The organism is Arthrobacter sp. fls2-241-R2A-200, assembly GCF_030209745.1.
Lineage (GTDB): Bacteria > Actinomycetota > Actinomycetes > Actinomycetales > Micrococcaceae > Arthrobacter.
Genome location: NZ_JARVRJ010000005.1, coordinates 39,636 through 62,574, shown reverse-complemented (window position 1 = coordinate 62,574; position 22,939 = coordinate 39,636). Strand labels below are relative to the sequence as shown.

Annotated in this window: 20 protein-coding genes; 15 read left to right on the top strand and 5 right to left on the bottom strand. The window is 63.3% G+C overall.

Going from position 1 to position 22,939, the window contains the following annotated elements; genetic code table 11:
• The first annotated feature begins 54 nt into the window (after positions 1 to 54).
• Together QRN42_RS05850 and QRN42_RS05845 are read left to right on the top strand one after the other, a co-directional pair.
• Positions 55 to 1,359, top strand: coding sequence for a M20/M25/M40 family metallo-hydrolase (locus QRN42_RS05850; RefSeq protein WP_284978340.1), 1,305 nt, complete (start codon positions 55 to 57; stop codon positions 1,357 to 1,359).
• Between the two features lie 60 nt (positions 1,360 to 1,419).
• Complete coding sequence (locus QRN42_RS05845; RefSeq protein ID WP_284978339.1) at positions 1,420 to 2,580, top strand: acyl-CoA dehydrogenase family protein; 1,161 nt, start codon at positions 1,420 to 1,422, stop codon at positions 2,578 to 2,580.
• Between the two features lie 20 nt (positions 2,581 to 2,600).
• Here the strand turns inward: QRN42_RS05845 and QRN42_RS05840 are convergent, their stop codons facing one another.
• Positions 2,601 to 2,834 (bottom strand): DUF5703 family protein, encoded by a 234-nt coding sequence (locus tag QRN42_RS05840; protein ID WP_284974678.1) that lies wholly within the window; start codon positions 2,832 to 2,834, stop codon positions 2,601 to 2,603.
• Positions 2,835 to 2,873: 39 nt separating this feature from the next.
• On the opposite strand from QRN42_RS05840, the gene QRN42_RS05835 reads away from it, so the two are divergent.
• The 13 genes from QRN42_RS05835 (at position 2,874) to QRN42_RS05775 (ending at position 17,567) form a co-directional block, all read left to right on the top strand.
• Positions 2,874 to 3,128: a hypothetical protein gene (locus tag QRN42_RS05835; RefSeq protein WP_284978338.1), complete on the top strand. Its 255-nt coding sequence runs from the start codon at positions 2,874 to 2,876 to the stop codon at positions 3,126 to 3,128.
• Between the two features lie 213 nt (positions 3,129 to 3,341).
• The gene (locus QRN42_RS05830) at positions 3,342 to 5,024 is read left to right on the top strand and encodes a sugar transferase (RefSeq protein WP_284978337.1); all 1,683 of its coding nucleotides are present in this window, start codon (positions 3,342 to 3,344) and stop codon (positions 5,022 to 5,024) included.
• A gap of 97 nt (positions 5,025 to 5,121) precedes the next feature.
• Positions 5,122 to 6,231: a Gfo/Idh/MocA family protein gene (locus QRN42_RS05825; protein WP_284978336.1), complete on the top strand. Its 1,110-nt coding sequence runs from the start codon at positions 5,122 to 5,124 to the stop codon at positions 6,229 to 6,231.
• Positions 6,228 to 7,247 (top strand): NAD-dependent epimerase/dehydratase family protein, encoded by a 1,020-nt coding sequence (locus tag QRN42_RS05820; protein WP_284978335.1) that lies wholly within the window; start codon positions 6,228 to 6,230, stop codon positions 7,245 to 7,247. Before QRN42_RS05825 ends, QRN42_RS05820 begins: the two co-directional genes overlap by 4 nt.
• Positions 7,244 to 8,464: a DegT/DnrJ/EryC1/StrS family aminotransferase gene (locus QRN42_RS05815; RefSeq protein ID WP_284978334.1), complete on the top strand. Its 1,221-nt coding sequence runs from the start codon at positions 7,244 to 7,246 to the stop codon at positions 8,462 to 8,464. The genes QRN42_RS05820 and QRN42_RS05815 overlap by 4 nt, the downstream gene beginning before the upstream one ends.
• On the top strand, positions 8,461 to 9,123 hold the full coding sequence (locus tag QRN42_RS05810) for an acetyltransferase (protein ID WP_284978333.1): 663 nt from the start codon (positions 8,461 to 8,463) through the stop codon (positions 9,121 to 9,123). Before QRN42_RS05815 ends, QRN42_RS05810 begins: the two co-directional genes overlap by 4 nt.
• 5 nt (positions 9,124 to 9,128) lie before the next feature.
• The gene (locus QRN42_RS05805) at positions 9,129 to 10,169 is read left to right on the top strand and encodes a glycosyltransferase family 2 protein (protein ID WP_284978515.1); all 1,041 of its coding nucleotides are present in this window, start codon (positions 9,129 to 9,131) and stop codon (positions 10,167 to 10,169) included.
• Positions 10,166 to 11,692 (top strand): oligosaccharide flippase family protein, encoded by a 1,527-nt coding sequence (locus QRN42_RS05800; RefSeq protein WP_284978332.1) that lies wholly within the window; start codon positions 10,166 to 10,168, stop codon positions 11,690 to 11,692. The genes QRN42_RS05805 and QRN42_RS05800 overlap by 4 nt, the downstream gene beginning before the upstream one ends.
• Positions 11,689 to 12,594 (top strand): DUF6492 family protein, encoded by a 906-nt coding sequence (locus QRN42_RS05795; protein WP_284978331.1) that lies wholly within the window; start codon positions 11,689 to 11,691, stop codon positions 12,592 to 12,594. The genes QRN42_RS05800 and QRN42_RS05795 overlap by 4 nt, the downstream gene beginning before the upstream one ends.
• Positions 12,591 to 13,832, top strand: a complete 1,242-nt coding sequence (locus QRN42_RS05790) for a glycosyltransferase family protein (RefSeq protein ID WP_284978330.1) — start codon at positions 12,591 to 12,593, stop codon at positions 13,830 to 13,832. The genes QRN42_RS05795 and QRN42_RS05790 overlap by 4 nt, the downstream gene beginning before the upstream one ends.
• The gene (locus tag QRN42_RS05785) at positions 13,829 to 15,334 is read left to right on the top strand and encodes an O-antigen ligase family protein (RefSeq protein WP_284978329.1); all 1,506 of its coding nucleotides are present in this window, start codon (positions 13,829 to 13,831) and stop codon (positions 15,332 to 15,334) included. The genes QRN42_RS05790 and QRN42_RS05785 overlap by 4 nt, the downstream gene beginning before the upstream one ends.
• Entirely contained in the window at positions 15,322 to 16,218 is an 897-nt protein-coding gene (locus QRN42_RS05780; RefSeq protein WP_284978328.1) for a YveK family protein, read from the top strand. The genes QRN42_RS05785 and QRN42_RS05780 overlap by 13 nt, the downstream gene beginning before the upstream one ends.
• Positions 16,215 to 17,567: a hypothetical protein gene (locus QRN42_RS05775; RefSeq protein WP_284978327.1), complete on the top strand. Its 1,353-nt coding sequence runs from the start codon at positions 16,215 to 16,217 to the stop codon at positions 17,565 to 17,567. Before QRN42_RS05780 ends, QRN42_RS05775 begins: the two co-directional genes overlap by 4 nt.
• On the opposite strand, the gene QRN42_RS05770 is transcribed toward QRN42_RS05775, so the two are convergent.
• From QRN42_RS05770 to rfbB, 4 genes are all read right to left on the bottom strand, one after another.
• The gene (locus tag QRN42_RS05770; protein ID WP_284978326.1) at positions 17,568 to 18,458 is read right to left on the bottom strand and encodes a glycosyltransferase; all 891 of its coding nucleotides are present in this window, start codon (positions 18,456 to 18,458) and stop codon (positions 17,568 to 17,570) included. It lies immediately after the preceding gene.
• A complete protein-coding gene (locus tag QRN42_RS05765) occupies positions 18,455 to 20,284 on the bottom strand; it encodes a WecB/TagA/CpsF family glycosyltransferase (RefSeq protein WP_284978325.1) in 1,830 nt (609 codons plus the stop codon). The genes QRN42_RS05770 and QRN42_RS05765 overlap by 4 nt, the downstream gene beginning before the upstream one ends.
• Before the next feature lie 215 nt (positions 20,285 to 20,499).
• A complete protein-coding gene (locus tag QRN42_RS05760; protein WP_284978324.1) occupies positions 20,500 to 21,906 on the bottom strand; it encodes a sugar nucleotide-binding protein in 1,407 nt (468 codons plus the stop codon).
• A 3-nt stretch (positions 21,907 to 21,909) separates the two neighbouring features.
• A complete protein-coding gene (gene rfbB / locus QRN42_RS05755; RefSeq protein ID WP_284978323.1) occupies positions 21,910 to 22,908 on the bottom strand; it encodes a dTDP-glucose 4,6-dehydratase in 999 nt (332 codons plus the stop codon).
• Positions 22,909 to 22,939 lie beyond the last annotated feature (31 nt).

Below are 22,939 nucleotides of genomic sequence, written 5' to 3'. Positions count from 1 at the left end.
CGAAGGGTGCCTGGCCTGTCGCCGCACCTGAACCCCAGCCGCGAGGAGAGCTCCATGTCTGTCATCCGCCCCGAAGACGAAGTTGTCCGGATTTGCCAGGAGCTGATCCGCATCGACTCATCCAATTTCGGTGACGACACCGGGCCGGGGGAGCGCGCCGCAGCGGAGTACACGGCGGCGCTCATCACCGACGTCGGGCTTGAAGCGGAGATCTTCGAATCGGCTCCTGGCCGGGCCAACGTGGTGACCCGCCTGGCAGGTGAAGACCCTTCCGCTGACGCCTTGGTGGTTCATGGCCACTTGGACGTTGTTCCCGCGCTCAAGGATCAGTGGACGGTGGACCCGTTCAGTGGCGAGCTCAAGGACGGACTGATCTGGGGCCGCGGGGCTGTGGATATGAAGGACATGGACGCCATGATCCTTTCGGTCATGAGGGATTTTGCCCGGACCGGCCGCAAACCCAAGCGTGACATCATCTTTGCCTTCTTCGCCGATGAGGAAGCCGGGGGTAACTACGGCGCACGCTACGCTGTGGAGCACCGACGCGAGCTTTTCGACGGCGCCACCGAGGCGATCTCCGAAGTTGGCGGTTTCTCAGCGACAATCGGTGGTCAGCGGACATACCTGCTGCAGACCGCCGAAAAGGGCCTTTCGTGGCTTCGGCTGTTGGCCCATGGCCGTGCTGGTCACGGCTCGCAGATCAACACCGACAACGCGATCACCCGGCTTGCAGCTGCTGTGACCCGTATTGGCGAGTACAAATGGCCCGTCGAACTGACCCCAACCACCCGCCAGTTCCTCGACGGCGTCACTGAACTCACCGGCGTCGAGTTCGACGCCGACAACCCGGAGATCCTGCTCAAGGAGCTCGGCACCGTGGCCAGATTTGTGGGCGCGACGTTGCAGAACACCTCCAATCCCACGCTGTTGCGCTCGGGCTACAAGCACAACGTGATTCCCGAGTCAGCCGAGGCATTTGTTGATTGCCGGACCCTGCCCGGCCAACAGGAGCAGGTGCTGGAGACCATCAAGGAGCTCGCCGGGGACGGAATCGAGATCAGTTACGTCAATAAGGACGTCTCCTTGGAAGTACCTTTCGCCGGTAACCTCGTGGACGCCATGATTGACGCCCTGCACTCCGAGGACCCGGGCGCCAAGGTTCTTCCCTACACGCTCTCAGGCGGAACGGACAACAAGTCCTTGAGTCGAATCGGCATTACGGGTTATGGGTTCGCGCCCTTGATGCTGCCTGAGGAGCTTGACTTCACCGGAATGTTCCACGGAGTGGATGAGCGCGTGCCGGCAGCGTCCCTCCAGTTCGGCGCACGGGTGCTGAATAAGCTCCTGACCAACTACTAAAGGGCACTCGCGCTGATACGGGACTCACGCTTCTAACCATTCACCAAGGAGGTCTTGCCCATGACGCCCGAAGAGATCCTGCCTGATGCCCTGCTCGAACGCCTGCGCGCACGCGCAGCCGAGTACGACCTCAAGAATGAGTTCTTCCACGAGGACCTGGCGGACTTGGCTGCCGCGGGATACCTCAAGTTGTTTGTCCCAGCCGACGACGGCGGCTTGGGGCTTGGCTTGGAAGCGGTAGCTGCGTTGCAGCAGCGTCTCGCCACGGCGGCCCCAGCCACTTCGTTGGCTATTAACATGCACCTGGTGTGGACCGGCGTCGCCCGTATCATGGCGGCGCATGGAGATGATTCGCTGGCCTTTGTCCTGAGGGAAGCGGGTCAGGGGGAGGTCTTTGCCTTCGGGATTTCCGAGGCCGGCAATGACTCCATGCTCTTCGATTCTGGAACAATCGCTGAACCGCTGGCTGGTGGAGGCTATAGCTTCACCGGCCGGAAGATTTTTACCAGCCTCTCGCGCGGTTGGACCCGGCTTGGGACGTTCGGCAAGGATGCCAGTGCCCGGGACGGCGCGGGGGAGCTCGTCTTCGGATTCCTGCGGCGCGATGAGCCCGGCCACGAGACGCTCGATGACTGGAACACCATGGGCATGCGGGCCAGTGCCTCGAACACCACCGTGCTCCACGGCGCGGAGGTTCCGGCGGAGAGAATCTTCCGGAAGCTGCCAGTTGGGCCAAACCAAGACCTGCTGATCTTTGCCATTTTTGCTTGCTTCGAAACGCTGCTCGCTGCCGTGTACACCGGCGTGGCGGAACGGGCTTTCATGGTGGCAGTGGAGAACGTCAAAAAGCGCGTCTCTGCCAAGTACGGAGGTCGCAGTTACGCGCAGGACCCGGATATCCGGTGGAAAATCGCGGACGCAGCCTTGGCCTTGGACGGCATCTACCCCCAGATCTCGTCACTGGCACGGGACGTGGATTCACTGGTGGATCATGGCCCGCTATGGTTCGCCAAACTTGTGGGCCTGAAGTCCAGGGCCACAGAGAATGCCCGCCGTGTGGTGGATCTGGCCGTCAGGGTGTCCGGGGGCTCCAGCTACTTCCGGGGCTCGGAACTGGAACGGCTGTACCGGGATGTGCTGGCTGGGATCTTCCACCCGTCCAACGACGAGTCCGCCCACAACACCGTTGCCAATGCCTGGCTGGGGCCGTTGGAGAGCTAGTCCCGAGGACGGGAAACGTACTAAACAGTACGCTGGACCGAATAAACCTTGCGCCGCAGCCAAAAGCGCCGACCGCCCCCGAGGTAGAGGACGCTGCGTTCAAGCTCCCATTTGCCGTACTCGGAGTGTTCAGCGAGCCGGCGGCGGGCCTCCGGCAGCGACTCCTGGGGTCCGACGGTCAGTACCAGGTACTCGTACTGGCGGGCGTAGTCTCTTTGGCGCTCCACGGAGCTGCCGGGAAATTGTTCTCTCATCCCTCTCCATTTTCGTCTTTTTCCGGCTAACGTGAAGTCATGAGCATTGATCCGCGTGTCGCGCTTCAGTCACTGTCCGCTGCCCTCGAGGAACACCTTGTTGCCGCTTCTGCGCGTCGCGGCGAGGGCGACCCCAACGTGGAGGCAGCTTTTTTCGCCATCGCTGATGCGTTCGAAGTTTACGAAGACGCTCTGTACGAGGCCTACTCAGAGGTTACTCCCCTCCAGGTTTTCGAAGACGAAGAGGAAGACGAGGACTCCCTGGACGACGACCTCGAAAGCTTGGAAGACTAGCTCCCTTTCACGACCGGCCACCCTTGGGGGTGGCCGGTTTTTTGTTGCCCCTCCAAACCTTCGAACACGTAGTGCCCGGAACCGGAGCAAGTACTCACACGTAGGGCAAACGGGTCTCGCTGCTCAAACTTGAGTACTGACTACTGGTGCGCCTCAGCACCCTCACGGCTTCACTGGTATCTAGGCAGTGGCAGGTCTAAGAAGAGGGCTGACATGGTGAAAGTTTCCGTGATGCGATGGGGCAAGGCTGGGGTACCCAAGAGTGCCCACCGGGCCTCCATAATGCCGGACTTCCAAACAGCGCCTGCCTCGGTCACCGTCAATCCGCCGTCGTCTTCCAGGATTGACAAGTCCGCTGCTGCACAGCGGACTGAAAAGGCGGGGTTGGCGGTCTTGGGTTCAGGGGAGACAACCCTGGACTTCGGGCCGTCAGCCACCCACCGAGACGTGCCCGCACCCTTGCCGCACCGGGAGTCAACCAACTGGGTACATGTGCTGACCAACAGCCTCAGGTTCGCCGACACGGCCCTCGTTGGAGTTGCTGTCCTGGCCGGATACCTGCTCAACACTGAAGGATCCATCCCAGGCGACGGAAGCGCTGGCGACACCCGCCGCTTGCTGCTGGCCTCGGCCTTGGGGCTCGCGTGGCTCACGGCATTGGCCCTTTACCACACCAGGGATCCCAAAGTGCTCGGAGTAGGACCCGAAGAATACAAACGGATCCTCTCGGCGAGTGTCCGCGTCTTCGGTTTCTTAGGCATTGTGGCGGTTGTTTTCCGGCTGGAACCTGTCAGTTCTTTCGTGTTGGTTTCGCTGCCCCTTGGATTGGTGGCCCTGACGGGCACCCGCTGGGGATTCCGTCGTTGGCTCAGCCACGAGAAATCACGCGGACGCTGCCTCTCGCGCGCAATCGTCGTCGGCGAACCGCAGGACGTCCGGTATGTCATCAAGCAAATCAACCGCAGGTCCGGTGCGCCTTATTCGATTCTGGGAGCCTGCTTGCCTGGTGCCCGGCGTGGAGCCGTACTGGCTGTGGACCACTTGCGGGTGCCGGTCCTGGCGTCCATTTACGGCATCGCCAGCACTGTCCACCAAACCGGAGCCAATGCCGTGATAGTGGCGGGGCCAGTCCCTGGGGGCAACCAGTTCATCCAAGAGCTCGGATGGAGGCTGGAGGAAGATTCCGCCGAGCTGGTGCTGGCGGCAACCCTAACCAACGTAGCCGGCCCGCGGATACATTGGCGCCCTGTCGAAGGCCTGCCCCTGATGCATGTGGATATTCCCCACTACTCCGGCGCCAAACATACGCTCAAGCGCGTGATGGACATCGCGGTGGCCGCGGTTGCCCTGGCTGTCCTTTCGCCAGCGCTCTTGGTCCTGGCGCTCATTGTCCGGTGGGACAGCCCCGGGCCTGTCCTTTTCACCCAAGAACGCATCGGGAAGCAGGGCAACACCTTCCGGATGTTGAAGTTCCGTTCCATGGTGGTGGACGCTGAATCCCGGGTGGACGAACTGAGCATGCGTGACGAGGGCGCCGGCGTGCTCTTCAAGATCCGCGGAGATCCCCGCATCACCACGTGCGGGCGCTGGATGCGGAAGTACTCCCTGGACGAACTGCCGCAGTTCTGGAACGTCCTGGTGGGCGACATGAGCTTGGTGGGCCCACGTCCACCGTTGTCGCGCGAGGTCAACGGCTACGAACGCCATACGCACCGGAGGCTGCTCATCAAGCCCGGAATCACCGGGCTCTGGCAGATCAACGGCCGATCGGACCTGCCGTGGGACGAGGCGGTCCGTTTGGATCTCTACTACGTCGAAAACTGGTCCATCGCCGGGGACCTCATGATCATGTGGCGCACTTTTCGGGCCATGACCAGGCCGTCGGGGGCCTACTAGCCAGCCGGCGCCTCCCCTCAGCGGGAGCGGAAACGGCCCAGCCAACCAATGCGTCGGAAGCCAAGACACGGAAACAAAGAGAGAAGTCGAGTGGGAAATGAGTATACGAACTATTCCGTCAGGCCAACTCCATGGCACCGGCGTACGTCCCAAGCTGCGGATCGCTGTGGTGGGCGCAGGATACTGGGGACCCAACCTGGCCAGGAACCTCAAAGCGAGCCCTGATTGGGAGCTCGCAGCTATTTGCGATCTCGACGTCGAACGGGGCCTCAAACTCGCCGAGACGGTAGGCGCCGTGCCCGTCGTCGAGTCCTTGGACGAATTGCTGGACGACTACAACCTGGATGCCGTGGCCATTGCCACTCCCGCCCATACGCATCACGGAGTGGTGATGACGGCACTGCGGGCCGGGAAGCATGTGCTGGTGGAGAAACCACTGGCGGACAGCCGGGCCAAGGGACTGGAAATGGTGGAAGAGGCCAGGTCAAGGGGCCTGGTCCTCATGGCGGACCATACCTATTGCTTCACCCCGGCCGTCTTGAAGATCCAGGAGTTGGTGGCCAGCGGCGCGTTGGGAGAGATCCTCTATGTCGACTCTGTGCGGATCAACCTTGGGCTGGTGCAGCCGGATGTCAACGTGTTTTGGGACCTTGCCCCGCACGACCTCTCCATCCTCGACTTTGTCCTCCCCGGAGGCTTGCATCCCACCGAAATATCCGCCCACGGCGCGGACCCCCTGGGCACTGGCAGGGACTGCATAGGGCACCTTACCTTCGGGTTGCCCAACGACGCCCTGGTCCACATCCACGTGAACTGGCTTAGCCCCACCAAGATCCGGCAGATGATTATCGGCGGATCCAAGAGGACGCTTGTCTGGGACGACCTGAACCCGCAGCAACGCCTCAGCGTATACGACCGGGGAGTCAGCCTGGACCACCAGCCACGGTCCGCAGCGGACAAAAAGGCCACCGCTATTTCTTACCGGCTCGGTGATACCTGGTCACCGGCCCTCCAAGAGCGGGAACCCTTGGGCCAAGTGGTAGCTGAGCTGGCCTCATCCATCCGAAGCCACACTGCCCCACGCACCAGCGGGGAATCCGGGCTCCGCGTCCTGTCTGTATTGGAAGCTGTCTCCCAAAGTTTGGAAAGTGACGGCCAGGCCACTTTGGTGGCGGGCAACGAGGCAGAGCTCCAGGTTGTGCTGTGACCGGCCTGTCCGGTGCGGCCGTCCTCGTAACCGGTGGTGCCGGGACCATCGGCTCCACCCTCGTTGATCAACTGCTCGACGCCGGTGCAGGCCAGGTGGACGTACTGGACAACCTCGTCCGCGGCCGCCGTGACAACCTTAGCCAGGCATTGGCGAGCGGCCGTGTCAGGTTGGTCGAAGGCGATCTCCGGGACCGCGACCTGGTTCATGACCTTATGCGCGGCAAGGACCTTGTGTTCCACCAAGGAGCTATCAGGATCACCCAATGCGCTGAAGAACCGCGGCTTGCCCTGGAAGTACTGGTTAACGGTACATTCAACGTTTTCGAGGCAGCAGTGGCGCACAACGTGGACAAAGTCATCGCTGCCTCAAGCGCATCCGTCTACGGGCAGGCCGAGCTTTTTCCCACCAAGGAGGACCACCACCACTTCAACAACGACACCTTCTACGGTGCAGCGAAATCCTTCAACGAGGCGATGGCCAAAAGCTTCCGTGCCATGTCCGGCATGGACTACGTGATGCTGCGCTACTTCAACGTTTACGGACCCCGCATGGATGTCCACGGGCTCTATACCGAGGTGCTTGTCCGTTGGATGGAGAGGATCGTGGACGGATTGCCGCCCCTGATTTTTGGCAGTGGTGAACAGACCATGGATTTTGTCCACACCACGGACGTCGCCCGGGCGAATGTCCTCGCCGCGACGAGCGACATACGCGATGGCGTCTACAACGTGGCCAGCGGCGTTGAAACCAGCCTGGCCGAACTCGCCCACACCTTGCTGGCGGTCATGGAATCACCCCTCCACTTGGAACACGGTCCTGAACGTGCCGTCAACGGTGTGGCCCGCCGCCTGGCCGATACCGTCGCTGCCCGGGAAGACCTCGGGTTCGAAGCAACGGTGGGCTTGGAAGAAGGGCTGCGTTCCTTGGTTTCGTGGTGGCGTCCACTCCGGGAGGACATTGCGGCGTCGAGGCCTGAAGGCAGCGTCCAGGCCCCACCTGTGGGTGCGCGATGACTACCTCCGAGACGCGGCTGGCCCGCATAGACGTCATGAAACCGTGGCTGGGAGCAGAAGAAGCCATGGCGCTTGCGAACGTCATTGCTTCGGGCTGGGTGGCGCAGGGACCCAAGGTCCGGCAGTTCGAGGAAGCGTTCGCCAAGGAGCAGCATGCAAGCTTCGCGGTGGCGACCTCAAGCTGCACGTCAGCTTTGCATCTCGCTTTGGCTGTAGCCGGAGTTGGTCCTGGTGACGACGTGGTGGTGCCGTCGTTCTCGTTCATCGCCACAGCAAACGCCGCGACGTACGTGGGCGCGCGTCCTGTGTTCGCCGACGTCGACATCCGCACCGGCTGCGTCACCGCGGACACCGTGGCAGCGGCACTGACTCCAGCCACCAAAGCCGTGATTGCCGTGGATCAGGGCGGGGTGCCGGTGGACCTTGAACCGATCCGGAACCTTTGTGATCCGTTGGGCATCACGGTTGTGGAGGACGCCGCTTGTGCTATCGGTTCCCGCTACCGGGGTAGCCCTGTGGGGGCCGGCGCACAGGTCGCGGCGTGGTCGTTCCACCCCCGCAAGATCCTCACCACAGGAGAAGGCGGGATGCTTTCGACGTCGGATATGGGCTTTGCGGACAGGTCACGCCGGCTGCGCGAACATGCGATGAGCGTCTCCGCCGCTGATCGGCACGCCAGCGTCCTCCCACCCGCGGAGGAGTACCTCGAAGTCGGTTTCAACTACCGCATGACCGATCTCCAGGCCGCCGTCGGCCTCGTTCAGCTGGGCAGGCTCCGGGAGGTGGTGCAGCGGCGGCGGGAACTGGCCTCGATCTATGCGGAGGCCTTCTCCGGACTCGAGGGACTGCGCCTGGTCACCGACCCGGACTACGGCGCAAACAACTTCCAATCCTGCTGGGTGGAAGTCGGTCCCGCGTTCGCCGTCAACCGCGACTCGTTACTGGCCCGCTTGGCTGAAGACGGCATTTCCGCGCGGCGCGGGATCATGGCGGCCCACCGGCAGCCGGCATATGCGGGAAAGGACACCGGTACCGCCACCCTTGGTGCCACCGAACACCTCACCGACACCACGCTCATCCTCCCGCTGTACCACCAGCTGACCCGGCAGGACCAAGCCCGGGTCATCGATTCCGTCTACCGTGCTTCCCGAGTTTCCCGTGCGGCTGGATCCGCTTCGGCTTCTGGTTCCCGGCCGGACCCGGGGGAGTCCCCATGAGCGAGCTCTTGCTCATCGCGGCCAGTGGCTTGGCACGCGAGGTGCTGGCCATGGTCCGCAGCAGCGGACCGTTCGACGTCATCGGCATCCTCGACGACGACGAGGACAAGGTAGGGCGCGTGGTGGACGGCGCCCATGTCCTCGGACCTATCCGCGATGCGTTGAACTTTCCCTACGCGTTATTGCTGGTGTGTATCGGCAACGGCAGCGGGCGCGAGAGCGTGGTCATGCGGCTACGAGCACTCGGACTCGCCGAGGACCGGTACGCTACGGCTATCCATCCCTCCGTGCTTGTCCCTGAGGGCTGCGTCATCGGGCGAGGCAGTATTCTCTTGGCGCACGTCACGATGACGGCCTCCGTATCCCTCGGAAGCCATGTAGTGGCCATGCCGGGGGTGACTTTCACCCACGACGACGTTGTCAGCGATTTCGCGACGCTTGCCGCCGGAGTTTCCTTGGGTGGGGGTGTTCGCATCGGCCGGGCCGCTTATATCGGCATGAACGCCAGCGTCCGCGAGGGCCGCTCCGTCGGTGCCAAGGCCACGATCGGAATGGGCGCTGCCGTGCTTAGCGATGTCCCTGCTGACGAGACGTGGGTGGGCGTTCCGGCGCGGGTGATCAGGCGCGGCGATTCGCCGGCATTGGAGGACACCCGGTGAAACTGATGCGGCCACGCCCCTTGATCGACCGGCCCGGTGTTTCCGTGGTGGTACCTTGCTACAACTACGGCCGCTACCTGCCGGACGCCGTCCACAGTGCCCTGTCCCAGGACGGCGTCGATGTCGAAGTCATCATCGTCGACGACGCCTCCACCGATGACACCTCCGCGGTTGCCCACCGACTGGCTTCCGCGGATGCACGGATTTCAGTGGTGATCCACGAGGACAACCAAGGGCACATCTCCACGTATAACGATGGGCTCTCACGCGCGGCACAGCGCTACGTCACCTTGTTGTCCGCTGATGACCTGATCGCGCCCGGAGCCTTGGCCCGGGCTGCCGCCCTGATGGAGGCGAATCCGCGAGTGGGGATGGTCTACGGGCTTCCCCGGGACTTCACCGACCAGCCACCTCCCGTCGCAGCGGAAGGGCGCAGCACCTGGACAGTGTGGCAGGGCAAGCAGTGGATCTCCCTGGCCTGCACCAGGGGACACAACTTCATCTTGTCGCCGGAAGTGGTGATGCGGACCGAGGCCATGGTGGGCATCGGGGCATATAACAAGGCGTTGCCGCACTCGGGAGACCTCGAGTACTGGTTGCGTGCTGCAGCTGCCTGGGATGTAGGCCGCATCAACGGACCTGTTCAGGCCTACTACCGGGTTCACGGAGCCAACATGCACCAAACGGAGTACGCGGCAGCGGCCGTGGACCTCAGGCACAGGTTGGATGCCTTCCGAGTCCTGGAAGACCCACGCTTGGGCGTGTCCGCGGAGTTCCGGGCCCGGCAGTTGCGACGCGTGGAGCGGGCACTGAGCAAGGAAGCCTCCACTTTGGGGTTCCGGGAGGTCGCCGACGGCGGTTCGCTGGCCGCCGTCGAACTGCGGAAGTTTATTGAGGGGCTGCAACAGGTCCCGGGCAATGTCCACCGAGCCAACACCTTGCAGGCGGCCATAGTCCGTGGCCGGCGCGATCCGCACACGGCTTATGCGCGCAAGCAGCTGGACCGCCTGCGCTGGCGCATCTGGTCGATGACGGGAATCTCGTGAGCACCACCAAGGGGCACCAGCGAACCAAGGGGCACCAGCGCACCTTGGGCAGCCGTGCTGCGAGCGCCACTGTGTGGGGTGGGGTGAACATGGCGCTGGGTAGGGTGGTGCAGTTCAGTACCACCATCATCGTTGCCCGTCTCCTTGCACCGGAGCACTTCGGTGCGCTCGCGGTGGCCTTGGTGGTCCAGACGATCGCAACGAACATGGCCGAGTTGGGTGCCACGGCTTCGTTGGCCCGCGGTAGCGGGGATCCGGACAGAATTGCCCCGACAGTGTTCACCATTGCCCTGGTGACCAGCGGTATCATGACAGCAGCTGCGGTGGCCTTGGCTCCTGTGCTGGCTGCGGTCTTCGAGGACCCGGCGGCCACCCCGGTGATTCAGGTGCTCTCCCTGACTATCCTGCTGCAGGGTATCGCTGCTGTTCCTTCCACCATGGTGTGGCGGGATTTCCTGCAAAAGCCGAGGGTCGTCGTCGACGTCTCCAGCGCCGTGATGGTCCTGGTCCTGGTGGTTCCCATGGCCTTGGGCGGTTGGGGCGCCATGGCGTTGGCCTGGTCCAGGGTTGGCGGCCAATTGCTCGCCTTGGCGGGGTATTGGATCATCAGTCCCGTGAGGTACGCGCCCGGTTTCGACCGGGACGTGGCCAAGGAAGTCCTCCGGCTCGGTGCTCCGCTTGCCTTGGCGAACCTCGTGGTGTTCGTGACGCTCAACCTCGATTACTTGATGATCGGCAGGATGCTGGATCCGACGGCGTTGGGGCTGTACTTGTTGGCGTTCAACCTGGCAGGTTTGCCGAGCTCGGTGATAACCGCCGTCATCCGTGCCACGGCTGTGCCCACATTTGGCCGTCTCTTTGCTGAGGGAACGCTGGGAACCCTGGCCGGCCGGTTCGTGGCAGGCGTTTCATTTTGCGCTTTCCCGATCTCGGCAATGCTCATCGCGTTGGCGCATCCACTGATCGTTACTGCATACGGTTCCCCTTGGGCCCAGGCCGGGGTCGCCTTGGCCACGCTGGGAGTTTTCGGGGCCATGCGTATCCTCGTAGAACTCTTTGCCGACCTCAGCGTTGGGGCTGGGAAAACCGTGTGGCTCTTTTGGGTGCAAGTGGCCTGGCTCATCGCATTAGTGCCTGCGCTCTATGGGGGAATCTCCTGGTGGGGGATCGCCGGGGCCGGGATTGCCCACGCCACGGTCGCCTGTCTGGTGGTCATACCCCTGTACGTCAAGGCCTTGACCTCGGTACTGGGAACCACGGTACGGGAACTGCTGGGCGGCAGCCTCCCGCCCCTGCTCGCTGCCATGGTGGCTGGGGTGGCCGCATGGGCGGCAGGTTCGATGGTGGCTGACCCGGCCCTTTCGCTGGCAACAGGTGGCCTGGTCGGCGTCTCGGTGTACACGCTCCTCGTGTTCCGTCAGGGCCGCCGGCTGGTTGCGGACATTCGGGTTTTGTTCAAGAACGACGACGACGGCGCCAAAGGGGTTCCGCAGCCGGAAGCGGAAGGAGGCGTGGCGGTATGAGCACGCCCAACGTGGAGCTGGCCGTGGTCACGCCCAGCTATCTGCCCGACCTCGAGCTGTGCACGGACCTGAACCGCTCCGTCATGGAGATGACCGAACCCGACGTCGTCCATCACATCATCGTGCCGGGCAAGGACCTCAATGCCTTTGGGCAGCTGGCCTCTGAGCGGACGCGGATTCATGACGTCCGTGAATACCTTCCCCGCACCTTCCTGCAGCCGCCGCGCTTGAACCTGTGGGTCAACACCGCGCACCCGTGGCCGCCTATCCGCGGATGGATCGCCCAGCAAATTATCAAATTGGCAGTCGTGGAGCAGCTGGACGTGCAAGGCGTTTTGCTCTTGGACTCGGACAGTGTCCTGATCAGGCCTACCACCTTGGACATGTTCCGCGTGGGCGGGCACATCGCTATGTACCGGAAGCCATCCGGCGTGGACAGCACCCTTCCCGGTCACAGGTTGTGGCATGACTCAGCCCGCAAGCTCCTCGGCGCGGCCGCAACCCCGGAGGGGGACCTGACCGATTACATCTGCTGGCCATGCCTGTGGGAACCGCGCGTGGTGCGTTCCCTGTTGCGGCATGTTGAACGTGCCACGGGCACAGCGTGGGCCACCGCCGTCGGATCCCAACTGCACTTCTCGGAAATGATGCTGTACGGCATTTACGTTGACGAGGTACTCGGCGGAACAGATGCCAGTGTTACCGAGATGCAAGGGATCGTGTACTCGGAGGAATTCCCCCTGACCCGGGCCGAAATAGACCACCTGCTGGCATCTGCACCGCCGGACAAGATGGCGGTAATGCTCTCTGCTAAGTCCGGCATCGCGTTGGAAACCCGGCGCAACGCTATCAGGGACTTCACCGCGGCCCTTCCTGCCCCGTTGTGGAGGGAGGACCAATGACCATGTCCCGGGCACTGCTCCGGCACCTCGCCCTACGGCTTCGGCAGGACGGCTGGGGCCAGGTGGTGCGGCGTGGAACGGCAAAGGCAGCTACATTCCTGCAGGAGAGGTGGGGCTTGGCTGAACCGGAACTTCCACTGCGCCAAGAAGACATCGCTGACCCTTCCGACCCCGCTGTTCAACGCCCCGCCTTCACGTCCCCCCGGAAGCCAGCACCATTGAGCATCGGCTGGGTTTGCACCCCGCCCGGGCCGGGCTCCGGCGGCCACACCACCCTGTTCCGGATGGTCCGGGCCATGGAAGAGCGCGGACACCGGTGCACACTGTTCCTCTATGACCGCAGCTCCGATGACGTCTCCCGGCATGAACCCGTCATCCGCCGGCATTGGCCCATCAGCGCCGAGGTGCGCAGCGCCACTGATGGAATGGCTGGAATGGACGCCCTGGTTGCGAGCTCATGGTCCTCAGCGCATGTGATCGCCGCCCGCGCACCCCGCCAGCTGCGCGTCTTCTACTTCATCCAAGACTACGAACCGTACTTCCATCCGCGCGGGATCCTGTACGCCCTTGCCGAGGACAGCTACCGCTTCGGGTACACGACGGTCGCTCTTGGCGACATGATCGCTGAAGTCATGAAAGCCGAACTCGGAACACCCCCCGACGCCGTGGTGCCCTACGGATGCGACACCACCACCTACCGCTTGCTCCCAACCACGGGCGCCTGGCAGCGGACGGGCGTGGTCTACTACGCCAAGAGGAACGTGGACCGGCGCGGCTACCTGCTCGCAAAACTTGCCCTGGAAAGATTCCACCAGCTGTGTCCGGACCAAGAGATCCACGTATACGGCGACATCGTCAGTAGATGGAAAATTCCGGTCACCAACCACGGAAACCTCCCTCCGCGCGAGTTGAACATCCTCTACAACCGCACCATTGCCGGCCTGGCCATCTCCTTTACCAACATCTCCCTTGTTCCCGGCGAACTGTTGGCCGCAGGCAACGTGCCGGTCCTCAACCAGGCACCCTTCGCCTCCGGCCTCCTCACAGACCCAGACGCCGTATGGGCACCGTCCAGGCCGGACAGGCTCGCGACCGCGCTCGCCGAGGTAGTGCGCAGCCCGAATATCCAGGAACGCGCGGCGCGGATCGGCAGCGGCCAGCGACTGGACTGGTCGGTGACGGCGGAAGCGTTCGGCAACCTGGTGCAGGAATCTCTCGTGGGGGAGGGGCCGGCATGAGCTTCCTGAAGGCCAAGCCGCTGCTTCCCAAACCGGTGCTGGACGTGGGCCTCACGGACCTTGAAGTCCACCCGGGGAAGCACGCCACCGTCAGTTTCCTGCTCCGGGTTTCCGCGTTCAGCATCTTCTTTTTCCCGTCCAACATGGTGCTGAAACCCCTGGGAGCTGTCGGGACCGTGCCACTGATGCTGGCCCTGCTGCTGTTGCTGGTGTGGCTTTGCTCATCGTTCTTCGGGCTCCAAAACCCCTTCAGGGCCAGGAACCCGGGACGCTTGGGAATCGGCCTGCTGTGGCTGGGAACCTGTGCCTCGTACGTCGCAATGTTCTCAGGGCTAACAGGCAACACCAGCATCGCTTCCCAAGCGTCCGCTGACCGCTGGCTCATCCTCATCCTCGCCAGCGCAGGCATCGTCCTTGCAGTCAGCGAGGCGGTACGGACCGTTAACGATGCACTCATGCTGGTCCGGGCGCTCTTGGCAGGGGCCCTGTTCTGCTGCCTCGTAGCAGTGGTCCAATTCGTGCTCCGGATCAACCCCATGGTGTGGATCCAGGACGTCATGGTGGGATTCACGGACAACGGCGGCAACACAGTCTTCCAAGTGCGTGGACTCCTGACCCGCGTGGCCGGAAGCACCTTCCATTCGATCGAACTGGCCGTGGTCTGCTCCATGATGCTGCCGCTGTCCATCTGGCGCGCGATCTACGATTCCACAGGGCGGAAGTGGCTGCACTGGGCAGTCACCGCCTTGCTGGTGTTTGCCATCGCCTCCACGGTGTCCCGATCAGGGGTCTTGGGACTCACCATCAGCATGATCGTGCTCATCCCCTTCCTGCCAACAATGGCGCGCCGGTGGGCCCTGGTGATGGCGCCGGCCGCGCTTGCCGCCCTCTTCGTGGCGGTACCCGGCTTGGTCGGTACGCTCACCTCACAGTTCACCGCCGGAAGCAGCGACCTGTCAGTCTCCACGCGGACCAACAACTACCCGCGGGTTGCCAAGCTCTTTGGTGAACTGCCGTTCCTGGGCCTGGGCCCCGGCAACTACCGGCCCACAGACGCACTCCAGATCCTGGACAACCAATACCTCAATTCCCTTGTCACCTTGGGGCTGGTGGGTTTCTTCGGCATGGTCGCCTATCTTGTCCTGCCGGCCTGCTCAGCCTTCATCGCAGCCCGCGCTTCCCGGATACCGGCGCTGCGCGCACTCGCCGGGGCTTTGGCGGCCTCCGGGGCGGTGGCGGCAGGCTGCTCGCTGACTTTCGACTCCATGTCCTTCCCGGTCTTCGCGCTGGCCTATCCGGTCGTCGTCGGCCTGTCCGGGGCAGTGTGGAACATGGTCCGGCGCGAAGCCAATCTAAGGGCCCCAGGTCCTGACAGGGGCGTCAGCGACAGACCGCCCCGGCAAAGATTCAGGCCAAGGCCCATGATTCCCGACCCAGCCCACCGTGCAAGCCCAAGAAGCCGAGCCAATTCAGGAAACGAGGGAATCCCATGGACCCGCTAGCTGTCATCAAAGCACTGTGGCACCACAAATTTGTGGTCATACCAGCGCTGCTCCTGACCGCCTTCGCGGCCGTGTATGTGTATGCCTTCGCACCGAGGTCCTATCAAGCACAAGCTACGTACGCGATCGTCAACCCCAAGGTTCCTACTGCCAGCGAACTCGAGCGAAACCCGTCGCTGCAGGATCTCAACTCGGACAATCCCTACTTGCGGGCCTCGGATTCCTCCCTGATCGCCCAAGTGGAAGCAACCCGGCTAAAGGCAGACTCCGTGGGGAGCGCGTTAAGCAAGCAGTCCTTGAGCACTGACTACACTGTGGAACGTTCCCCCAACTCCTTCCTTCTGGATATCTCAGCCGTGTCGCCCAAGAAAGAGGTAGCCACAGCAACCGTTCAAGCATTGGGCGCCAAGATGCAACAGGACCTCAAACAGATTCAGACCGTCAACGGCGCCGCCGACCGGTTCCTGTTCACCACCGTAGTGGTCACCCCGCCGGACAACGCCATAGAACAATTCTCCAGCCGGCTCCGTTCCTTGATCGTGGTTATTGTCGGCGGCCTGGTGCTCACATTCGGGGCAGTCTCGGCAGCGCGGGCCTTGGAGACGGCACGCATGAAGTCCGCAGGCGCCGGCGCTACCCCAGGGGATGCAGCGGAAAAGAGGGGACGCCGCCATGACAGCCACGGCGAGGCCGCCCCGTCCCACAAGGCCGCCGTCGAAATGCCCTTGGAAAAGCTGGGGAGTATCCCCATGGGCGTCCTGCAGAAACCCCGAAAAGTCAGTGAAACGCTCCCGGTAGCATTGGACCCGCAAGAGGACACGCTCACCACGGAATCGAACGGGAAAGGGCACCCGGGCATTAAGAGCCCCGTGGGAAGGACGTGAAACGGAAGACCCTCCTAACCAGTGCCACGGTAGGAGCGGGACTCCTGCTGCTGGCCACAGCGGCAGTCAGTGCCGTGCTTCCACTGAACCAGCCTGCGGCCACCCCTTCCAGCCAACCCGCCACCACCGCAACAACGACGCCCGGTGTAGCGCTGCGGCCCGTCGACGGCGGTCCCGACTACTACGCCCGCTTCGCCCACGGCCTTCCCACAGACCCGTCATACTTTCCACTGGGAGTGTGGTCCGAAAGCGTGGTGGATCCCGGAAACGTGGCCCAGGACAAACAAGCGGGCCTGAACACCTACGTTGCACTCACAGCCAACTCCGACATCCAGTTGGCGCTCGACTCCGGCATGTATGCCATCCCCGGCATTGGAGCCCCCGCGGCGAACGGACACGCCCCAGCCAACGGATTCCTGCTGACGGACGAGGTGGACATGTGGGCCGGCCCAGGAAGCGGCGCGTGGTCAGGACACTACCCCGGGGAAGGTCCCATCTGCACCCCTGCAGCGTCCCAGTGTGGCTACACAGTCCAAAGCGAACGGCACAAGGCCGCACCTCCCGGAACCATGCTCTACGCCAACTACGGCAAAGGCGTGGCCTTCTGGGAATCCGACGCCGAGGCCCAAGGCTTTTTCAACGGCGTCCAAGACCTCGTATCCGCCGACACGTACTGGTTCACCGATCCCGGCATCTGCTCCCGCACAGAGGGAGGGGCCGTGGTGAAATACGCCAGGGACCTCACCCCCGCGGAATGCCGGCTGGCAGCAAACTACGGCTGGACAGTGGACCGCATCAGGAAACTCAGCCACAGCGGGAACCCCACTCCGGTGTGGGCCTTTGTGGAAGCCGGCCACCCCTTCGACAACGCCCCAGCAGCACTGACCATAACAGGACCACAGCTGCGCGCCGCCGTGTGGAGCAGCCTCATCCACGGCGCCCGGGGAATCATCTACTTCAACCACAGTTTCGGAGGCCAATGCGCCACACAACACGTCTTGCGTGACTGCCCGGGAGAAGTGCAGCAAACAGTGACCTCCCTCAACAAACAAATCACCGGCCTCGCTCCCGTCCTCAACGCCCCCTTCCTCGACGGCGCCACCGTCACCACAGGACCCGTGGACACCACGACGAAAGTTCTCGATCACACCGCCTACGTCTTCGCCGGGGCCAACACAAGCGACGGCGGCACAGCAACCATCCACCTGGCCTGCGGCGGCAGCTCCGCCGTCGTCATCGATGAAAACCGGAGTATCCCGGTAGTGGATGGAACGTTCACCGATACATTCACCGACGGCAACGCCGTGCACCTCTACCGCATCCAGGGCAGCAGCGCCTGCGGCTTCTGACTACCGGCTGCTCTCATCCCTTTCCCAAACGGGTACCAGCCCGGGGGACACCACCTCGGTAGAGACCTGCCGCCGGGACTTAAGCGAACGACGACGGCCCGCCACGGCGAACGCCGCGTAAACGGCGGCATCTCCAGCGGACAACGGCCCCCGGACGGAGGCCAACAATTCCCAAAGGGTGCGGGCGGCCGAAGCACCCACAAAGCCAGCGTCCTGCTGGGCGTTCCCGCGGTAGGTCCGTCGCAGGACAGCCAGCAACGCTGCGGACGTCCGAGGAGTCCGGACAACCACAGGCTCCGTATCAAGGACAGTCTTCTCCCGGGGACCAAACAGCCGGTCAACGTAGTAATCGTCCCCTGTCAGCAGCGGAAACGCCCCCAAACGCTCATGCCCCGCAACGCCCAAGGCATAGGCCCCTGAACCCCACAGGCCCCGCGCATTGCCCGGCACCCGGCTGCGTGCCCGATAGTACGCCCGCACAAGAAACGACGCACCTGCGTAGTCGTACCTGAAAGCGGGGCGCGCAGCAAGAACATCGCCGCGCTCCAAAGCCTCAAAAACCGAACGCACGGCACCCGCACTGACCTCGATATCAGCATCAAGGTAAAGCCGCGGCCACAGCCTGGTCGCCTGATCGCCCGCATTCAGCGCCGCAGCCTTCGACGCCCGTCCAACCTGCAGCACGCGCACCCCCGCATACTGGGAAGCGATCACCTCGGTTCCATCCGTGCAACCGTTACATGCCACGATGACCTCAACCGTTCCCCAACCAAGCACCTCAGCCAGTGAATCCAAGGTCCGGGCAATAACAGCGGACTCATTATGCGCAGGGATGATGATCGCCCCTGACGGAACAGAACTGTCCAGCGTCATGCCATCACCCATCGTCATGCCCCCGTCCCGGTGGCCATCGGCAAACCACTCCGGCGCCTCCGACTCATGACGGCCAAGGCTGCCTCCCGATGCCCTGGCTTATCGACCCGTGCCACCTCGGCGGCCAGGACGGCAACACCAAAAGCCAGCCGACGCCCACGCCCCATGTACTTGGCCGCGTACCTGACCCGGTTGACCGCCATCAACGCAACCAACCCCGGTGAACTGCCCGACCCGCCACGCTCATGCCACATCCGGGCCGCAGGCTCGAACCAAATCCCAAAACCCGTCTCCCGCACCCTGCGACAAAAGTCGGTCTCCTCCGAATAGAGGAAGAACCGCTCATCCCACGCGCCCACCGCGGCGGCCGCCTCAGCAGAGATCAGCAGCGCCGCCCCCGTAGCCCACTGCACCCGATGGCCATGGAGGTAACTTTCCGGTTCCCAGTCCATCTCCGCCAGCCACTCCGGGCGTTCCTTCCAATGGCTACCCCACACTGCGTCCCCCAGCGCTCGCAGGACACTCGGTTCCCGGCGCAGTGATGGGTAGACGCTGCCATCGTTATCGAGGAGGACCGGCACTACCACGCCGGCTCCGGCCTCGGCGAGCCGGCGGCGCATCGCCCGCAGGGCGCCGGCTTCAACGCGAAGATCCGGATTGAGGACGAGGTAGCTCTCCGCCTCGCCGGCAGCGCTCAGCGCGACGTTGATACCACCGGCATACCCGAGGTTTCCACCAGTGCTTACGGCAATAACGTCCGCGTACTTCGCCAGCTCATCGAGCGTGCGCTTGTCAGGGGAGTTGTCCGCGACCACGACTTTGATGCTTTGCTCACGAGTTTCCTCGCGGAGGCTCAAAACCAGGGGCCCGACGTCGGACGCGTTGTTGTAGGTGACAATCACGACGGCGACGTCGGCCTTCTCCGCCGGCGAGACAAAACGCCTCCCGGATCGTGGCTGGTCCGCCTGCTCCTGTTCTTGGGACTGCTCGTGCGCGGACGCCGTGGGCGGAGCATCCGGGTGACCAGCACTCCGTTGGTGCGCGGCATCAGGGGTGGGCACGCTGCTGGAGCGCCGCAGCTTCACGTACGACTCCGGGCCGTCCACCAAATAGCGCCGCGCAAGCCTGCGGGGTTCGAGCATCAAACGCCATGCCCATTCCAGGCTGTTGGAACTCATCCATGCCGGAGCGCGGCGGATCTGGCCGGCAAGGAAATCGACCACAGCGCCGAAGGCCAGCAACACCCTTGCTCCAGTCAGGTGTCCGTATTCAGAGATCCACAGTTCCTGCCGCGGCTTGCCCAGGCCCACCACCAAAATGTCCGGTGCGGTCTCTGCTATCTCTGCCGCCAAGCGCCGGGAAGCGCTTTCGTTCCCCAAGACCGGCCGGTCCGGGGACCACCATCCGGCAATCCGGAGGTTTGGCCGTTCCGCCGCAAACTGGCTCTTGATCCGCTGGTGGGTGGAGGTGGACCCACCCAGGAAGCCGACACGCAGGCCGAGCATCGCGGCTTCGTCCAGCAGGGGTCCGACGAGGTCGCTTCCCGCCAAGCGGGGCCATTGCCGGCCAGTGAGCCGACGGGCCTGGGCCGCCAGCGGAGCGCCGTCGATGAGCGTCAACCACTCCACCGGTTCAGAGGCGTCCAACGTTCCCAGCCATCTGCTTCCGGCACCGAAGTGACGGATGTGATCCAGGTTGGCCGAACACACACCCAGCGGGCGTGAAGCCGGGGTTGCGGCCCTGTTCGTGATCTCGTGGACGGCTGTGTCCATCGCCAGGAGCTTCACGGCAGCGCCGCCGAGGTTCACTTCCGATGGCTGCTCCATGAACTGGGGGGTGCGCATCAATTTAGGTAGCAGCATTCTTGGCTCTCCAGCCTCGGGTCCTCAGGGCATGTTCAAGTAATCCACCGTCCGAGGCCGCTGCACTGCCTGGACGGCGGGGGCGGGATACCCCGCCAGACCAACTTGTTTACTTGAGATGTCTCCCGGCCCACTGCTGGCTGCCGTAGGGCCACTTTAGGCCGAATTCATGCCGCGCACCAGAGCCGGACCTTGGGTTATGTGCCTTTACCGAGGTACTCCGCCAACCGCTCCGACGCCGAAGGCGGGTTAAAGCCAGCGGCCCGGATTTTGGAAAGATCCAGTACGCTGCTGCGCGGACGGGGCGCGGTTCCCTGTTTCGCGTAATCGTTGGTGCTGATGCCTGCGACCAGGGTGGGGGTGGCGCCGCGCAGGGCATAGACCTCCCTGGCCACTTGCGCCCAGGACTGCGGTTCACCGTCGTTGGTAACGTTGTAGGTCCCCGGAGCGGCATTGTTTTCCAGAAGGTGGCGGATGCCGGCTGCGATGTCATCGGCGAAGCTCAACCGTCCCCATTGGTCGTCCACGACCCTTGCGGGGACTTCCTTGTCAGCGAGCGCCGCCATGGTCCGAACGAAGTTCCGTCCCTGCCCGACCACCCAGCTGGTGCGCACGATGTAATGCCGGGGCACGGTCGCTGCCGCGGCATCGCCGGCTGCTTTGCTTTGGCCGTACACACCCAAGGGGCTCGGTGGCTCGACTTCCCGGTGAATCGCGGCGGTGCCATCAAAAATGTAGTCGGTGGAAATGTGGACTAGCGTCATTGAATGTTCGACGGCGGTCCGCGCCAACCGGGTAACGGCACTGGCGTTGATGGCCCAGGCAGCAACCCGGCCCTCCGCCGTCTCTGCCGCGTCAACGGCCGTGAAAGCTGCGCTGTTGATGATCGTGGAGTACTTTCGCCAGTCCATGGCCTGGTAGGACTCCTCGGAGGTGATGTCGAAATCGCCTCGGCCCAAAAAGTCCACGGTGCCCTGCCCCTGGTAGGCGCGCCTCAAAGCGGCACCCAGCTGGCCGTCAGCGCCCAGCACCAGTATTCTCCGGCCCGGCATCGGCTCGACGTCGGCAAGGCGGGGATGTGTGCGGTCCTGCGGGGACAGTATGCACTCGTCCAAGCTGATGGGCCACGGCACCGCGATGTCCTCATCCGCCAGGTTCAAGAAGGTGTAGTTGGCCTGCGCCTCTGCGCTCCAATGGTCGTTGACGAGGTACGTGTACACGGTATCGCTCTGAAGGGTTTGGAACGCGTTCCCGACGCCGCGGGGAACGAAGACAGCCTCATGGGGAGACAGTTCGGCCGTGAACAAGGTACCGAAAGAGGGGCCCTCCCTCAGATCCACCCAAGCCCCGAAAATACGGCCCGAGGCAAGGGAGATGAACTTATCCCAAGGCTCTGCGTGGATGCCGCGTGTGGTGCCCCTCTGGGCGTTGAAGGAGATGTTGTTTTGCACGGGACCAAAGTCCGGCATGCCGGCGTCGATCAGTTTGCGCCGGTGCCAGTTCTCTTTGAACCATCCCCGGTTGTCCCCATGCACGGGCAGGCTGAACAGCAGGAGCCCTGGGATCGGCGTCGTGGTGGTCTGTATTTGCTGAACTTCTCCCACCGGTCAGTGTCCCTGTCCGGCGTATTTGGACTCGGTTGCCTTCTTTTGCGGACGCCACCAGTGCTCGTTGTTCCGGTACCATTCCACGGTGCTCCGGAGCCCGGCTTCGAAGTCCGAATACTGAGGGGACCAACCCAACTCCGCACGGAGCTTGCTGGAATCTATGGCGTAACGCAGATCGTGGCCCGGCCGGTCGGTGACGAGATCGTAAGCGTCGGGGGAGTGGCCTGTGAGGGCCAACAGCATCTCCACTACCTCGCGGTTGGAGCGTTCACCATCGGCGCCGATCAAGTATGTTTCCCCGATATCGCCGCGTTCGAGGATCATGAGGACGGCGGACGAGTGGTCCTCCACATGGATCCAGTCCCTGACGTTGCTGCCGCTTCCATACAGGCGGGGCCGGGCACCGTCCAGGATGTTGGTGATCTGCCGGGGGATGAACTTTTCCACGTGCTGGAAGCGGCCGTAGTTGTTCGAGCAGTTACTGATGGTCGCCTGCAGCCCGAAGGACCTCACCCACGCCCGGACCAGCATGTCGGAGCCTGCCTTAGTCGCCGAGTACGGGCTCGTAGGGCGGTATACGGATTCCTCGGTGAATCGCCGTGGATCGTCCAACTCCAGATCACCGTAGACCTCGTCCGTGGAGACGTGGTGGAACCGCGTGCCGGACTTTCGGGCAGCCTCGATCAGGGTAAAGGTACCCACGAGGTTCGTGTCCACGAACGGCCGGGGCTCAGCCAGCGAATTGTCATTGTGGGACTCGGCAGCGAAGTGGACCACGGCGTCCGCCCGGGACACAAGGGCTTCCACCAACGGGGCATCACAGATGTCGCCCTTGACGAAGTCAAAGCGCCCCGATGGCACCTCCGACAACGATTGAAGGTTGCCTGCGTAAGTCAATTTATCCAAGACCGTGACATGGAGGGGAGTGTGCTCCATGATGAAGTGGACAAAGTTGCATCCAATGAATCCGGCCCCGCCGGTGACAAGGATTCTCTGCATGGCCCTAGAGTAGCCGTCCGCGGCTGGACTG

Bases quoted from the DNA above. Each gene is read 5' to 3' on its own strand.
- QRN42_RS05850 (WP_284978340.1), top strand. From the start codon at position 55: ATGTCTGTCATCCGCCCCGAAGACGAAGTTGTCCGGATTTGCCAGGAG.
- QRN42_RS05845 (WP_284978339.1), top strand. From the start codon at position 1,420: ATGACGCCCGAAGAGATCCTGCCTGATGCCCTGCTCGAACGCCTGCGC.
- QRN42_RS05840 (WP_284974678.1), bottom strand. From the start codon at position 2,834: ATGAGAGAACAATTTCCCGGCAGCTCCGTGGAGCGCCAAAGAGACTAC.
- QRN42_RS05835 (WP_284978338.1), top strand. From the start codon at position 2,874: ATGAGCATTGATCCGCGTGTCGCGCTTCAGTCACTGTCCGCTGCCCTC.
- QRN42_RS05830 (WP_284978337.1), top strand. From the start codon at position 3,342: ATGGTGAAAGTTTCCGTGATGCGATGGGGCAAGGCTGGGGTACCCAAG.
- QRN42_RS05825 (WP_284978336.1), top strand. From the start codon at position 5,122: ATGAGTATACGAACTATTCCGTCAGGCCAACTCCATGGCACCGGCGTA.
- QRN42_RS05815 (WP_284978334.1), top strand. From the start codon at position 7,244: ATGACTACCTCCGAGACGCGGCTGGCCCGCATAGACGTCATGAAACCG.
- QRN42_RS05810 (WP_284978333.1), top strand. From the start codon at position 8,461: ATGAGCGAGCTCTTGCTCATCGCGGCCAGTGGCTTGGCACGCGAGGTG.
- QRN42_RS05805 (WP_284978515.1), top strand. From the start codon at position 9,129: ATGCGGCCACGCCCCTTGATCGACCGGCCCGGTGTTTCCGTGGTGGTA.
- QRN42_RS05795 (WP_284978331.1), top strand. From the start codon at position 11,689: ATGAGCACGCCCAACGTGGAGCTGGCCGTGGTCACGCCCAGCTATCTG.
- QRN42_RS05790 (WP_284978330.1), top strand. From the start codon at position 12,591: ATGACCATGTCCCGGGCACTGCTCCGGCACCTCGCCCTACGGCTTCGG.
- QRN42_RS05785 (WP_284978329.1), top strand. From the start codon at position 13,829: ATGAGCTTCCTGAAGGCCAAGCCGCTGCTTCCCAAACCGGTGCTGGAC.
- QRN42_RS05780 (WP_284978328.1), top strand. From the start codon at position 15,322: ATGGACCCGCTAGCTGTCATCAAAGCACTGTGGCACCACAAATTTGTG.
- QRN42_RS05770 (WP_284978326.1), bottom strand. From the start codon at position 18,458: ATGACGATGGGTGATGGCATGACGCTGGACAGTTCTGTTCCGTCAGGG.
- QRN42_RS05765 (WP_284978325.1), bottom strand. From the start codon at position 20,284: ATGCGCACCCCCCAGTTCATGGAGCAGCCATCGGAAGTGAACCTCGGC.
- rfbB (WP_284978323.1), bottom strand. From the start codon at position 22,908: ATGCAGAGAATCCTTGTCACCGGCGGGGCCGGATTCATTGGATGCAAC.